Raw genomic sequence first — 14,494 nt, 5'->3', positions numbered from 1 at the left:
ACTATTTTTCTGGTCCTCTGACAAGTCTGAGCGCGATTTGCGTACTGCCTTTGTCGTGGGTTTCGCTATACCCCGCCTGAAAGTGTACTTCCCACGCATCCGCGCCGGTATAAGTGCCATCGTCGGCTTCTATCAAACTGGTTTGTGAAGACCAGTAATCTGCGGTACTGGTATTTGGAAAGAAGTTTGTGTCTATCATGGGTGTGCCGCGCGGCATGCCATAGTGTATGAGTGATCGTAGTTCTTCGCGGGTCGGAACTCGCCAGTCTGACTTTCCGCACAAACCGGTTCCGTTCAGTGCATTGATTGCGGTTAAATAAGCCGCGGTATTACATTCGGTGAGTGTTAATTCACAGGTACTTCCGCTGCCAAGAGCGCCGGCATTGCCACCATTCTCCGTAGGATCAGGGTTATACCAGGTATATCGGAATCGCGTGTCCTGAAGACCAGAATAGGTTTTTACTTCCCATGTGAGTCCAGTGACCTTGTCGCTCACGCAGTACCAAGGTGTGCTGGCGTAATCGCTTTGTTGGTCACTTAAAGCATTTCCGTTACTGTCCAGTTTACTGAAATTAAATCCCAGGCTTCCGTCTAGATTGCCTGCGTATTCGACATCCCGGCCAGATTTGCCATCCTGCCCGGGTAAGCCGGTATCACTGGTTGAATCGGTTACGTAGCTGTAAGTGCCATCACCGTTGTTAATTTCTTCGAGAAAAAGGGCAACACCAGTGTCGTTGAGTGAAAAATTGCTGCTCAATTCATCGTTGGTTTTTGGTGGCGGCGTGACGTGGTAACAAGAAGTCGTTGCCAAAACTAACAGAACAATTCCGGCGGTAGCTTTTATCCATTTCATTGTGTTGTACCAGCGTTTCTAACCAATCTGGCAGCAGATAGCTGACTGATGCCCAGGGCTTGTTCCTGTGCGGTAAAGCTGAAATTTACATTCCAGGCTGCGTTTTCGAGAATAACTACGCCATCGACCAGGGACTGAACGGTGTTCGACATATAGGGCGTTGAAGACCAGTAACTACTCGCAGCATCGGGAAATATCTCGGTGTCGATAGATGGTGTAGCGCAATGCATACTAACGATAGACGTCAGCTCTTTTATATTCGGTAGTCGCCAGTTGTTATCACGTCCTAGCGCCAATTGCTCTTGATTGAAAAGTACAACAGAGAAAAGTGTGTCCCGCCAATTGGCTTGTTGGGGGTAGCCCAGGCATTGTTGTAGCTCTTCACTCCACGATTCGCCCAAACTGCACCGTTGCCATTCCAGGCCAGTAACGGTGTCGAATACACTACCATTCTGTTGAATTTCAAAACGATTTGGCACATAACCCGGAATCGAATAATCGCAACGATGCTGCGCATCGTGGCTGGCAAGCGCAGTCATTGGAATAAGCAGTAGCAAGCAGAGTGTTTTCACACAGATTTTCCAGGATAGTCTGTTCATCACAGTTAATCGGAAAAATCGGCGGAATCTTCAGTATTTCTCCTGCGGCTGAAGGCATAGAGGAATGATTCGAATAACTAAAACAACTGAATTTACAGGTGGTTGTTGGAGCTAATGCAAATGGCCTCCTGGCAAAAAGGAAAACAGGGATTCACCTGCTGGAATTAGTCCACGCGCGAATTGAGCCAGGCGGCACCTCTCACCCCGCTGGCGTCACCAAATCGGGCTTGAAGCAAGGGAGTATCAAACCCTTGGCTGAACACATAGCGATGCCAGCGTTTTGGGATTTCGTTGTATAGTTCCTGGATGTTGGACAAGCCCCCGCCCAATACTATCGCGTCAGGATCGAGAATATTGATGATATGCGCGAGTGATTTGGCCATACGTTCGTAGTAGTCGTCCATGCATGCGACAGCGACTTCGTCGCCTTGTCTCGCCAAAGCAATGATGTTTTCGGCCTTAGATAATTTGCCTGTTCGGTTTTGAAAATCCCTACTGATTCCTGGTCCCGATAAAAAGGTTTCGATACAGCCACGTTTTCCACAGTAACAGCTATTACCTGGAACTTCGTCGCTTCGTGGCCACGGCAACGGATTATGTCCCCATTCGCCAGCGAGGCCATTGCGACCGCTAATAACTCTTTTGTTCACAACCACGCCTCCACCCGTTCCAGTGCCAATGATTACGCCAAAGACGACCTCGCAATCAGCGGCGGCGCCATCAGTCGCTTCGGACAAAGTGAAACAATTTGCGTCATTGGCAATCGCTATCGTTTTGCCTAAGCGCTGTTGTAGATCTGCTTTGAAGGGTTTGTTGTTGAGCCAGGTAGAATTGCTATTCTGAAGTAAGCCGCTGAGTTGATTGACACTGCCCGGAGTGCCGATGCCAATGCTGCACTCATTGTGCAAACGGTTTTCGCACTCCGCTACCAGGTTCGCAAGCATCTCTATTGTTGCCGGGTAAGAATTCTGTGGTGATGACACTCGTTTACGAAACAACGTTTCTCCACCTGGATCGAGAGCAATGATTTCCGTCTTGGTGCCTCCCAAGTCTATACCGATATGTATCGAGTCTTTTCCCATAGTCCCACATGAAATCGTAGCTGATCGTTGATTTTTCAGGCCTGATAGAAATTATCCATCTTTTTTACCGTTTTGGATACGTTCAAGTATCCCGCGTGATTAGTCGATAATTTGTCGATGACACACCGCTTTTATGACTAAGACTTAGTAAAAGCGCACTCTTGGTTAGGTTTTCGTGCAAACAGCAAGAAACTACTTTTTTGCCCTAATAGCATGCGGTGCAGGTAGCAGCGGCGTGTGGGTATACCTGTTCGGAAATGTCTCCCAGCCATTTGCCTGGCTTGTTCCAGCGTTAGGTGTGCTTGGTGGCCTGGGAGCAGCGATAGCCTATTTGCGGGCAATGTCGAGTCGCGAAACCTCACGTCGAGACACAACCGAAATGCAAGAGCTTAAAGTGAATACCGTGGAAAATCTCAGCGAATATTTGTTTAGTAATGGGGAATTACTCACCCGTATGTTGCCCGTGCTTCAGCGACAGATAGATACATCCAAAGTCCAGACAGAAGAAGCTATCTTGTCTATGTCTCGCCGCTTTTACACCATAGTTCAGGGGCTGAACCAATCAGTCCACGCCTCGAATGCCGCAGTGGGTGGTGAGGGTGTGTCAGGAATCTATGAAGCCATCGCGCATAGTGGCAGGGATTTGGGGACTATCGTGAATGCGCTAGAGCATTCCAATGATGTAAAGCGTGAACTGAATGTAAAACTTTCACAACTGCGTGAATACGTATTGGAAATGGAGGAAATGGCGTCCGAGGTGGGCAAGGTGGCGGAGAAGACAAATCTTTTGGCCTTAAACGCGGCTATCGAAGCCGCTCGTGCAGGAGAGCATGGAAGAGGATTCTCAGTGGTGGCCGACGAAGTAAGGAATCTCTCGGCTATGTCCGGGCAGACAGGCGCAAAGATCGTACAACGTAGTGAGATATTGTTAAAAACCATGGAACAAGTGCGGCAAGCGGCTGAATTGAGTAGCGAACAGGATACCAAAGTGATGGCCTCGTCTAACGAGACCATTTCATCGGTTCTCCACCGCTTCGAAAATCTTGCCCGGGGACTGAGTAACTCAACAGAAATTCTGCAAAAAGAAAGTGAAGGAATTAAAACTGAGGTCGAAGATATATTAGTCAAATTACAGTTTCAGGACAGAGTCAGCCAGATACTGGCCCACGTCATGGATGATCTGGCTGAGCTCGAAGATTTAGCTATTGATCAGAAACAAAAAATTTCGAACGGCGAAGAAATTGTGCCAATTGATGTGAACGCATGGTCTGATCGAATGATGGCGAGTTATACCGTACAGGAGGAACGCATCAATCTGTCTGGTGGAAGATCTGGTGACGACGGTGGTGTGAAAGATATTGAGTTTTTTTGATGAAGGAGAACTAAACGATGGCCAAAACGATATTAATTGTTGATGACTCTGCTTCCTTACGGCAGGTAGTAAACATCGCACTTACAGGTGCGGGTTATGAAGTCATTGAGGCTGCCGACGGGCAGGAAGGACTGAATAAGTTAGATGGACGCAAAATTCACCTCGTCATTAGTGATGTGAATATGCCCAATATGGACGGCATCACTTTTGTTACGGAAGCCCGTAAAAAGAGTGAATACAAATTCACTCCTTTTATTATGCTAACGACAGAATCACAGCAAGATATGGTCGAAAAAGGAAAAGCTGCTGGCGCGAAGGCGTGGATGGTTAAGCCGTTCAAACCTGATCAGATGCTAGATGCCGTCTCGAAATTGGTGATGCCCTAATTAACAGGTTGAATGCAATATGAGTGATCAATATCGAATATCAGATCTCACCATCGCTAGCGCTGCGGCGAACAAAGAAGTTCTATTGCGCGCGCTCGAAGAGGACGTTGTAGAAGTTGATTTCTCTGACGTCAGTGAGATTGATACCAGCGGACTGCAATTGCTCATCGCAATGAAGAAACAGGCTGATGCTGAAAACAAGCAACTACGCCTGGACAACATCAGTCACCCAATTAAAGAGCTTTTCGAACAATATCAGATGTCTGGATTTTTCGACTAAAAGATGTAGTTTCAAAGTATAGAGGTTAAGATATGTCATCCATGGATCAGGCTGTACGCGCATTTCAGGTAGAAGCGACGGAACTGCTGGAAAATATGGAAGAAGGCTTGCTTCTTCTGGAAACAAGTCCAGACGATGAGGATGCGATAAATTCAATCTTTCGCGCTGCTCATACTATTAAAGGAACGGCAGGTATATTTGGGTTTGACTACGTCGAGTCCTTTACGCATATCGTCGAAAATCTTCTCGATGAGATTCGCGGCGGTAATATCAAGATAAATGAAACATTGATCGCAGCGCTATTGCAGTCACGCGATCATATTGGTTCTCTCGTAGAGTTCGCCGTTTCCGATGAAGATCCTGATGATCAGACGCTTCTGATTCATGATGATATCCTCTCACAGTTAAAGACATTTTTAGGTAAAGACGACGATGCGTCGTCTAAAGCAGCATCAAAACCCGAACCGGCTAAAGCGACCAAATCCGCTGAGCCTCGGTATAGTGGCCCTGAAGAGTGGATTATTGATCTGCGTTTCAGTCGTGATGTTCTGCGTAGTGGTATGGATCCCATTTCCTTCTTTCGCTACCTCACCAAACTGGGAGAAGTAAAATCAATAGAGGTCGACCACGACGAAATTTCCTCTCTGAAGGAAATGGACCCGGAAAGTTCCTACCTGAACTACCTGGTGAAATTTCACGCCGAAAATGTAAACAAGGAAAAAATTGAAGCTGTTTTCGAATTCGTTAAAGAAGACCTGGAATTATCGATTCTTCCTCCTGTGCAACGCGTTTGGGATTATATCTCATCGATAGAGCACTTACCCGACGAAGTCTATTCCTTGGGCGAAATGTTACGAGAATCTGGCACGCTTACCCAGGCAGAGTTGTTAAAGGCGCTGGAAAAACAACATGTCTTGCGCGAAAAAGGCGTCCCGGTTGACGACACCGTGTTAGGTAAGATTTTGGTCTCAGACAACCGCGTCCACGAGGAGGTTGTCGAGGCAGCACTAAACAAACAAAAACAGAGTAGTAGTCGTAAAGTGTCTGGTCCGCGTCAACTGCGAGTCGATGCGGACAAATTGGACGGATTAATCAATCTTGTCGGTGAATTGGTTATCGCGGGGGCTACCGCTAATTTGCAGGCTGAGCGTAGCGGCGACGCAAATTTGCTCGAATCTATTGCCTCAATGTCGCACCTGGTCGAAGAAATTCGTGACAGCGCCTTGCGCCTGCGCATGGTTCAAATCGGCGAAACCTTCAACCGTTTCCAACGTGTCGTTCGCGATGTCAGTCTCGAACTCGGGAAAAATATTCGATTGAAATTGAATGGTGGCGACACCGAACTTGACAAGACTATGGTCGAAAAAATCGGTGACCCATTAATGCATCTCGTTCGCAATGCAATGGACCACGGTATAGAACCTTCTGGCGAACGTTTGAAACAGGGAAAATCTCCCGAAGGGAATTTGACTCTTAATGCGTATCACGACTCGGGAAGTATTGTCATCCAGGTAATTGATGACGGACGCGGTCTGAATGCCAAAAAAATCTTTTCCAAGGCAGTCGAAAAAGGAATTGTTGAAGCCAATGCCGTGTTGACAGAACAAGAGATGTACCGGCTTATATTTGAGCCAGGTTTTTCCACCGCCGAAGCGGTTACAAACTTGTCGGGGCGTGGTGTCGGTATGGACGTGGTAAAGAAAAATATCGAGGCACTGCGCGGTACAGTCGATGTAAGCAGTCGCCCGGGTGCGGGTACGACTATCAATATCCGACTGCCTCTCACGCTGGCCATAATCGACGGCTTTTTGGTCGAGATTAATGGTCTTTCCTATGTCATTCCACTCGATATGGTCGTCGAGTGCATAGAAATGAACGAAGATGACGAGGAAATCTCTGTCCATAGCAATTACATCAATCTGCGTGGAAAAGTGCTTCCCTTCCTAAGATTGCGAGACCTGTTTGGTGACGCAGATGAATCTACCGGGCGCGAAAATATTGTCGTTGTCCACAATGGAAGCCAGACAGCGGGTCTGGTGGTGGATGAATTATTGGGTGAATTTCAAACTGTGATCAAGCCGCTGGGCAAAATGTTTCAGCAGCTTAAGGGGATTAGCGGGTCGACGATTTTGGGTAGTGGTGAAGTCGCCGTGATATTAGACGTGCCTGGTCTGATGCAGAAAGCGATTTCCCAAGCAAGTTTGAGTAGCAGTAGTTTTGTTCAAATGGACGCTGGTAAACAAGGGCCTCAGCCGACGCTGCACTAATAGGGATACGTATGTTTAAGAACATGAAAATCAGTACTCGATTGACCACGCTAGTGGTAGTTGGATCATTGATGTTGGTGTTGACCGGCGTACTCGGTGTGCGTGGCATGTCTCTTATTGTTGATGAGCTGGAATCAGTTTACCAGAATCAGGTCGTCCCGCTGCATGCGTTGAAGACTGTTGCTGACGAATATGCGGTAAATGTAGTCGATACAGCGCATCAGGTGCGTAACGGAAATTTTTCCTACGAAAAAGGACTGGCTAATCTGGAAAAAGCCCGTAGCGTGATTTACGAGAAGTGGACAGCTTACCTTGGCACGCGATTGACAGTGGAAGAGAAACGTCTGGTCGAAGAAATATCGCCACGTATGGCCATGGGCGATCGGGCAATGAATGAGATCGAAATTTTGTTCCGTGAGAAGGACGCAAAAAACCTGGCGAAATACACTGTTGAAAGTCTCTACCAAAATATTGACCCCGTGGGCGAAAAAATTTCGGAATTGATCGAGCTACAACTTTCAATGGCAAAAACGGAATTCAACCAGGCTGAAGCGCTTTATGCGTCTAGCCGATTCACCACGCTGTTGATACTCGTGCTGGGTGTCGGTGGCTCGTTGTTGTTTGGCACGTTTATAAGTCGCAGTATCAGTGTACCTATGCGTGAGATGCTGATCGCCGCGCGCGAACTGCGTGACGGCGATGGCGATATGACGCGCCGCCTGCCGGATTTCGGTAGGGATGAAGTAGGGCTCACCGCAAGCGCATTCAATGGCTTTGTCGAAAAGATTCAAAATGTGCTGATTGAAGTGCGGTTGGCTGTGGAAAATATGTCAAACGCTGCCACGCAGGTCAACTCGACTGCGCAATCATTGAGCCAGGGCGCGAGTGAGCAGGCAGCGAGCGTGGAGGAAACCAGCGCGTCACTAGAGCAGATGAGTGCATCAATCAACCAGAATACAGAGAACGCGCGTGTCACGGATGATATGGCCACGTCGGCTTCCAGTGAGGCAAGAAAGGGCGGCGAAGCAGTGTTGGAAACCGTGGAGGCAATGCGTCGCATTGCGGACACTATTGGTCTGATCGAAGACATTGCATACAAAACCAATCTTCTTGCTTTGAACGCAGCGATTGAAGCGGCGCGTGCGGGAGAACACGGTAAAGGCTTCGCTGTCGTCGCCGATGAAGTGCGCAAACTCGCCGAGCGCAGTCAGACCTCGGCACAAGAGATCGGCCAGCTCTCAAACAATAGCATGAAGATTGCGGAAGACGCCGGGCGTTTGCTGCAACAGATAGTCCCATCCATACAGAAAACAGCTGACTTGGTTCAAGAGATTTCCGCTGCCTCGATAGAGCAGTCATCCGGCGTACGCGAAGTCAATTCGGCAATAGGGCAACTGGATAAAGTGGCGCAGACGAATGCCGCTTCTTCGGAGGAGCTGGCTGCGACATCAGAAGAGCTAACGACTTATGTAGAAAGTTTGAAGCAAACCATAGGGTTCTTTACTCTGGAGAAGGGAAAGACAAATACCGCACCAGCGAACGAAAAAGAAAACAAGATAAAACCTTCTGTGTTTAACAAGCGGAATTCGGTGCCTAAAGTCGCTCCAGAAAAGTTGTCCAAGCAGAAAACTGAAAGTACCGTCAGGCACATTGCTAAGCCTGTAAGCGCCAAGCGCGGCCAAGATGTTGCGTCAAAACCAACCGTGAGAAATGAAGTTGTCAAGCCAGTCGAAAAGCTAAAAATTAATCGTCATGTTGTTGTAGATGACTCCGACTTTATACCGTTTGGCAACGAAGACAAGTAAGAGACTAAACCTATGCATAGCAAGAAAGAATTGACCAGGGAAGGCGAATTGCACAAATTCCTGTCTTTTCGTCTAGGGAAAGAAAATTTTGGCATAGCCATACTGAATATTAAGGAAATCATAGAGTACGGGTCGATCACGGAAGTGCCCATGATGCCAGAGTTTGTGCGCGGCGCGATAAACCTGCGTGGCCATATCGTTCCGGTTATGGATCTGGCTATTAGGTTATCTCGTCAATCAGATGAAATCAGCAAGCGTACCTGTATTGTCATTGTCGAGGTGGAGACCAACCAGGTTGTGTTGGACGTTGGCATAGTTGTGGATGCGGTAAATGAGGTAATGGATATACATCCTGAGGATATCGATCCAGCACCCTCATTTGGCGGCTCTTTACGTACGGATTTTATCCGTGGCATGGGAAAGATGGGTGAAAAATTTATCATCCTATTGGAAATCGACAAGGTTATTTCACTCGAAGATATGCATGCCCTGCAGGCTGCTGCAGGCGATATGATTGATGCAACCGACAAACACGACGGTAGTGCCTTGGCATAATGGCGAAAACGCTAATTCCTGGTGTGGTCAAAGGCAAACGATAATATTTACAGCGAGGTTAACAGATGGAAAGTGCGGCACGAGACAAATTAGTGAGTCAGGCACTGGAAGATGATGCTGCCGACGATGCGAAAAAGTATCTTTCTTTTACTGTTGATAATGACTCCTACGCTTTTGATGCGCTATCAATAAAAGAAATCATCGAATATGCGAACGTTACTCGCATACCGATGGTGCCTGATTTCGTACGCGGAGTCACCAATCTGCGGGGTAGCGTGGTACCAGTCATTGATCTCTCTGCAAGAATGAGTAAGCCTTCGTCTCCTGTTACAAAGCGCACATGTATTATCATAGTCGAAGTAGCAAGTGATGAAGAAAAGATTACCGTTGGCGTGGTAATCGATGCAATCAACGAAGTATTTAACTTGCGCGAAAATGACATCGAGGCCGCGCCAAGTTTTGGTGCAGGGATACGGGCGGACTTTATCAGCGGCATGGGCAAGATTAATGGCCGTTTTGTGATTCTGTTGAATATTGAGCGGGTGCTGGCAATAGAAGAGCTTGCTGAACTGATTGGTAAGTCAAGCAAGCATTTCGAGCGTAAACTGAGCAGCAAAATGAAAAGTGATGCAGAAGAAAAGATGCGTCAATCAGCGCAGGAAAGGCAAACGGATGCATCTGAATAAATCCGACAAGTATTCTTACACGCAAAGCCGTTGGAGGATACTCGACGGCTTTTGTGTTTGTATCAAAGTATATACGGGGCATGAAAGGTTAGTTTCCTATGGCGGCAAGTGAAGTCCGTGTTGACAGTATTGGAATCGTTCAATTCTCCATCACTGATGTTGAGTTTGAACGGTTTCGTAAACTGATATATGAACTCGCAGGGATTAGCTTGAGTGATGCGAAGCGTTCGCTGGTGGTGTCGCGTTTGAGTAAGCGTCTCCGTCATCACGGATTGACCAAGTTTATGGATTACTATCGTATGATCACCGATGGAGGCAATATCGGTGAACAGCAAATTATGGTTGATTTGCTAACTACGAACGAAACTTACTTTTTTCGTGAGCCCAAACATTTTGAATTGCTCGAAGAAATTGCGCGCAGCCACCAGAGCTGGAGTACGCCATTCAGAGTCTGGAGTGCTGCCGCGTCTTCTGGCGAAGAGGGTTATACCATTGCCATGGTTTTGGACAATGTTATCGGCGATAAGCCATGGGAAGTCTTGGGGACCGATATAAGTACACGGGTATTAGAGGCGGCAAGATTAGGTCTGTATACAGAGCAACGTACGAGTAGAATTCCGTCAAACTATTTGTATAAGTATTGTTTGAAAGGTGTACGATCTCAGCAAGGTATGGTGCTCGTCGACAAAAAGCTACGGGATAAAGTGACGTTTAAACACATGAACCTGTTGTCGGAGTGGGGGCATATGGGGGAGTTCGACGTCATTTTTCTACGTAATGTGATGATCTACTTCGATCTCGAAACAAAACAAAAATTAGTCAATAAAATTTCGTCACAGCTAAAACAAGGTGGTTACTTTCTCATAGGGCATTCTGAATCGCTGAATGGTTTGCACCACACGCTTGAAACAGTGCAGCCATCGGTATATCGGAAGAAAGTGTAGAAATCCAGCGAGGCAGGGGATGAAAAATGTCAGCTGTTAAGGTACTGGTAGTAGATGACTCAGCCGTAGTGCGTAATGTGTTGAGTGAAATCTTTAATTCAGCTCCGGGTATCGAGTTGCTCGCGGCCGTACCCGATCCATTGTTTGCCATGAAGCGCATGGAAATGCAATGGCCGGATGTCATTGTGCTTGATATCGAAATGCCTCGAATGGACGGGCTAACCTTTCTTCGTAAGATCATGAGCGAACGCCCCACACCGGTGGTTATTTGTTCCACTCTCACGGAGAAAGGCGCGGAAACGACAATGAGCGCGATGTCGGCCGGTGCGGTAGACATAGTGACCAAGCCTAAGCTGGCCCTGAAAGAGTTTTTGCAGGAACAAAAGTCGCACCTCATCGAGGTCGTTAAGGCTGCTTCTCATGCGCGCATGAGCCGTGTAACAATACCCTCGTCGACAGTGTCAGCACCGTCGAACAATACCCGGCAAATACAAAAGCCCGCTGGGAAATTCAATGCCGATGTCGTCCTGCCACCGCCTGTCGGTAGCGCAATGCTTAAGACCACGGAGTCCATCGTCGCCATAGGGACATCGACGGGCGGGACTCAAGCTTTGGAATTAATCTTGACCCGGCTCCCTCGCGTCTGTCCCGGGATTGTGATAGTGCAGCATATGCCCGAAAAATTTACGCGGGCGTTCGCGGATCGATTGAACACTATCTGTGAAATCAAGGTCAAAGAAGCAGAGCATGGTGATAGAGTAATACCCGGTCAGGCTCTTATTGCCCCCGGGGGCAAGCACATGGTAATACAGCGTAGCGGAGCCCATTATTGCGTGGAAGTGGTTGATGGGCCTCTGGTTTCTCGTCACAAACCTTCGGTTGACGTGCTTTTCCGTTCGGTCGCCAAGGCCGCTGGAAAGAACGCGTTGGGTGTTATCATGACAGGCATGGGTGATGATGGAGCCAATGGTCTGTTGGAGATGCGCCAGGCAGGCGCCGATACTATAGCTCAGAATGAAGACAGTTGTGTTGTCTTCGGTATGCCCAAAGAAGCGATTAAGCGGGGTGCTGCTTCGAGAATTGTCGGATTGGATGAGATTCCATCTGAGATCATTAATCGATCCAGTCATTTAGAAGACAAGCGAGCCTCTTAGAGGTTAGATGTACACAGGGGGCCGGGTTCCAATATGCTTCGATCTGAAATTTCAGTACGCAGGATTGCAAGTATGCGATTGCGCCTTGCGGCGTTATGGCTATTATTTTGGGGCAGCGCCTGTTTTCACTCTTCAGATGAAGGCAAGCCCGTCGCGTTACAGGTGGAAACCGAGAGTCACCTGATCTGGAAACTCGAAGAAAGCGTACAGCTATCGGCCTATACCGTCGACGCAGGGGGTAACAAGACCGCGGGTCAGGCTACGCCGGTGTGGACGAGTTCCGATGAAAGCATTGCCAGCGTAGATGCGAATGGACTGGTGACTGCCCACAAAGTGGGGCAGGTTACCATCAATGTTTCGACGGGAGATTTTAAAGAGTCCGTCACCATTCTGATTGATTTAAACGTCAAAGAAGTCAGTGTCAAGGTTAGCTACGAAGACCGTCTCTATGGCGCCAACGGATTTTACGCCAACGCCTACAAAGTGGTTCGGTATGCGGAAGTTGAAATTTTGAACGAGGGTTCATTGCTTATCAGCAAAGGCGTTCTGGATGGAAGTGGCACGGTTAGCGCGACCGTTCCAGTCAAAGGCGACATAGGTATACGCGTCAAGTCTCAAATCAATAATTCCACCATCAAGCTTAGCGTACACGATTTAAGCAAGAATCTTTTTTCGGTATACAAACCGCTTGCTGCCAGTAGCGAAAGCCAAACCAGTTTTGAAGTGAATATTCCACTGAGCGTAGAGGTGACTGGCGCTTTCAATATTCTTGACGTGTTTGCTCTGGGTTCTGAATTTGTACAAAGCTTTAACAGTACCGCAGTCACTGATCTGAAAGTCTATTGGGAGCCAGGGAGTTTAAGCGGCACGTTTTATTGCGCAAACATCGGTGATCCGGCGTGCAGGAATGGAAACGGTATTTATGTATTGAGCCAAACCGGCGCAGATACCGACGAGTACGACGATGATGTTTTATTGCATGAGTTTGGTCACTACGTCGCCACACTGGTGTCGCGCGACGATTCACCCGGCGGTTGTCACTTTTTTGCCAATAACGACCTGGATTTGCGTTTGTCCTGGAGCGAAGGTTGGGGAGATTTTTTCCCTATGGCGGTAAAAAACTGGGCGCGACAGGATGCGTCGCGTGCCTCATTGCTTTCTATGAATCCGGATATCACGGCTTCAAATTACATTGATACTTACCAGGATCAAAGTCAGCTTAGCTTTGATGTGGCGAATCTCCAAAACACAGTGATCGACGAAAACACGCATGAAACACTCGCTGCCGTACATGTGTATTCCAGTAGTGAGTTAGCCGTGAACAAGATTTTGTGGGAACTGCAGGAACAGTTTGGCATGTCCGCGATATGGCAAGTTGTTGATGATTACCTCCCTGCGCTAGGCCCAAATCTTTATGTCAATCTTGAAAGCTTTTGGGACGGCTGGCTAGAAACTCAGACGCCGGATGCATCGGCATTGACCGCGCTACAAACTATATACGATGAACGCAAAGTGTATTTTCGCGACGACGATTTTGAAAACGATGATACTACCGGTCTTGGACGCAAACTCGCGTTAGACACGGCGGAATCCCATACCCTGTATAACTCCGGCAAAGCCTTTGATATCGACTATGTTGGTTTTGATGTCGTTGCCGGCCAACGATACGAGGTGCGCACTGATAAACTGAGTAGCGGCGCAGATACCTTCATAAGAGTTGTAGACGACGCGGGTGTGACGGTTTCCATCGCGGGTGCTGTTCTGGAAAACGATGATTGGCAACCGAAGAACGCATATGAATTTAGCGAGCCAGGTTGTGGCTATGTGGTATCAAATAATGACATTGCCTTGTCCTCGCGCCTCGAATTCGTCGCGGAGCAAAATAAGTCTTATCACGTCGAAGTTCAAAACACAGCCGCCCGCGACACGGAATATTATCCCTCCGCCGGACGCTATGGCTCGTATGAATTGAAAGTGAGGAAACTACAATGAAATTGCTTCGACTGTTAGTGTTGGGGTGGTGTAGTTTGATGGTTGCCGGGGTTGTACATGCGGCCAAACCCGTATCGCCTATTCAGGTTTTTATACTTCCGAATGCCGAGCCTGTCGCTGGCGCCTCCATGGAGTTGAGTATCGGTGTTCGTTCCCATGTTTCGCTTTCGCGCCTAACAATGACATTCAAATATCCTTCGGGCGCGGTATTGACGACAGGTAAGGCCCAGCAGCAGCTCTCACTCAAGGCTGGCGAATATGTGGAGTTGCCCTATAGTCTGCAGCTTCCGCAGACCTTGTCCGGGCAAATCAGCGTTGAAATCATCAGCGACGATGGCGCCGGGGTGAGCTACGCGGCGAGGGATGTGTTGCCGCTTGGACGCCGCACTATCAGAGGTTATGCGCGTGGCGTTGAGATTAGCCCCTATGTGATTCGAGAGCGCAATGGTACGCATTTGCGCGAATATCCTCTTCCATAATCACGGCAATCCTGTATTGTCATGTTTCTTTCGGTATAAT

General features: G+C 48.0%; 14 protein-coding genes. 11 read left to right on the top strand and 3 right to left on the bottom strand.

Annotated features, from left to right (window positions below; translation table 11 throughout):
- Window position 1 precedes the first annotated feature (1 nt).
- The 3 genes from OEZ43_09055 to OEZ43_09045 form a co-directional block, all read right to left on the bottom strand.
- Window positions 2-853 carry a DUF1566 domain-containing protein gene (locus OEZ43_09055; GenBank protein ID MDH5545729.1) on the bottom strand — a complete coding sequence of 284 codons (852 nt, stop codon included), beginning with the start codon at window positions 851-853 and terminating at the stop codon, window positions 2-4.
- A complete protein-coding gene (locus tag OEZ43_09050) occupies window positions 850-1,425 on the bottom strand; it encodes a DUF1566 domain-containing protein (GenBank protein ID MDH5545728.1) in 576 nt (191 codons plus the stop codon). Before OEZ43_09050 ends, OEZ43_09055 begins: the two co-directional genes overlap by 4 nt.
- A 191-nt stretch (window positions 1,426-1,616) precedes the next feature.
- Window positions 1,617-2,534, bottom strand: coding sequence for an ROK family protein (locus tag OEZ43_09045; protein ID MDH5545727.1), 918 nt, complete (start codon window positions 2,532-2,534; stop codon window positions 1,617-1,619).
- Between the two features lie 175 nt (window positions 2,535-2,709).
- On the opposite strand from OEZ43_09045, the gene OEZ43_09040 reads away from it, so the two are divergent.
- The 11 genes from OEZ43_09040 to OEZ43_08990 all read left to right on the top strand — a co-directional run bounded on the left by OEZ43_09040 (window position 2,710) and on the right by OEZ43_08990 (window position 14,454).
- Entirely contained in the window at window positions 2,710-3,906 is a 1,197-nt protein-coding gene (locus OEZ43_09040; protein ID MDH5545726.1) for a methyl-accepting chemotaxis protein, read from the top strand.
- A gap of 17 nt (window positions 3,907-3,923) precedes the next feature.
- Window positions 3,924-4,292: a response regulator gene (locus tag OEZ43_09035; protein ID MDH5545725.1), complete on the top strand. Its 369-nt coding sequence runs from the start codon at window positions 3,924-3,926 to the stop codon at window positions 4,290-4,292.
- Window positions 4,293-4,311: 19 nt separating this feature from the next.
- Complete coding sequence (locus OEZ43_09030; protein ID MDH5545724.1) at window positions 4,312-4,572, top strand: STAS domain-containing protein; 261 nt, start codon at window positions 4,312-4,314, stop codon at window positions 4,570-4,572.
- 32 nt (window positions 4,573-4,604) lie between these two features.
- Window positions 4,605-6,839 (top strand): chemotaxis protein CheA, encoded by a 2,235-nt coding sequence (locus OEZ43_09025; GenBank protein ID MDH5545723.1) that lies wholly within the window; start codon window positions 4,605-4,607, stop codon window positions 6,837-6,839.
- Between the two features lie 11 nt (window positions 6,840-6,850).
- Window positions 6,851-8,644, top strand: a complete 1,794-nt coding sequence (locus OEZ43_09020) for a methyl-accepting chemotaxis protein (GenBank protein MDH5545722.1) — start codon at window positions 6,851-6,853, stop codon at window positions 8,642-8,644.
- Window positions 8,645-8,656: 12 nt separating this feature from the next.
- On the top strand, window positions 8,657-9,199 hold the full coding sequence (locus OEZ43_09015) for a chemotaxis protein CheW (GenBank protein MDH5545721.1): 543 nt from the start codon (window positions 8,657-8,659) through the stop codon (window positions 9,197-9,199).
- A 65-nt stretch (window positions 9,200-9,264) separates the two neighbouring features.
- Window positions 9,265-9,885, top strand: coding sequence for a chemotaxis protein CheW (locus tag OEZ43_09010; GenBank protein ID MDH5545720.1), 621 nt, complete (start codon window positions 9,265-9,267; stop codon window positions 9,883-9,885).
- 98 nt (window positions 9,886-9,983) lie between these two features.
- Window positions 9,984-10,829 carry a protein-glutamate O-methyltransferase CheR gene (locus OEZ43_09005; GenBank protein ID MDH5545719.1) on the top strand — a complete coding sequence of 282 codons (846 nt, stop codon included), beginning with the start codon at window positions 9,984-9,986 and terminating at the stop codon, window positions 10,827-10,829.
- Between the two features lie 26 nt (window positions 10,830-10,855).
- Window positions 10,856-11,983, top strand: a complete 1,128-nt coding sequence (locus tag OEZ43_09000; GenBank protein MDH5545718.1) for a chemotaxis response regulator protein-glutamate methylesterase — start codon at window positions 10,856-10,858, stop codon at window positions 11,981-11,983.
- Window positions 11,984-12,055: 72 nt separating this feature from the next.
- The gene (locus tag OEZ43_08995) at window positions 12,056-13,975 is read left to right on the top strand and encodes an Ig-like domain-containing protein (GenBank protein MDH5545717.1); all 1,920 of its coding nucleotides are present in this window, start codon (window positions 12,056-12,058) and stop codon (window positions 13,973-13,975) included.
- A complete protein-coding gene (locus OEZ43_08990; GenBank protein ID MDH5545716.1) occupies window positions 13,972-14,454 on the top strand; it encodes a hypothetical protein in 483 nt (160 codons plus the stop codon). Before OEZ43_08995 ends, OEZ43_08990 begins: the two co-directional genes overlap by 4 nt.
- Window positions 14,455-14,494 lie beyond the last annotated feature (40 nt).

The organism is Gammaproteobacteria bacterium, from assembly GCA_029881255.1.
Taxonomy (GTDB): Bacteria; Pseudomonadota; Gammaproteobacteria; order S012-40; family S012-40; genus JAOUMY01.
Note: the sequence above shows the minus strand (reverse complement) of the source record. Positions and strands in the feature narration are given on the sequence as shown.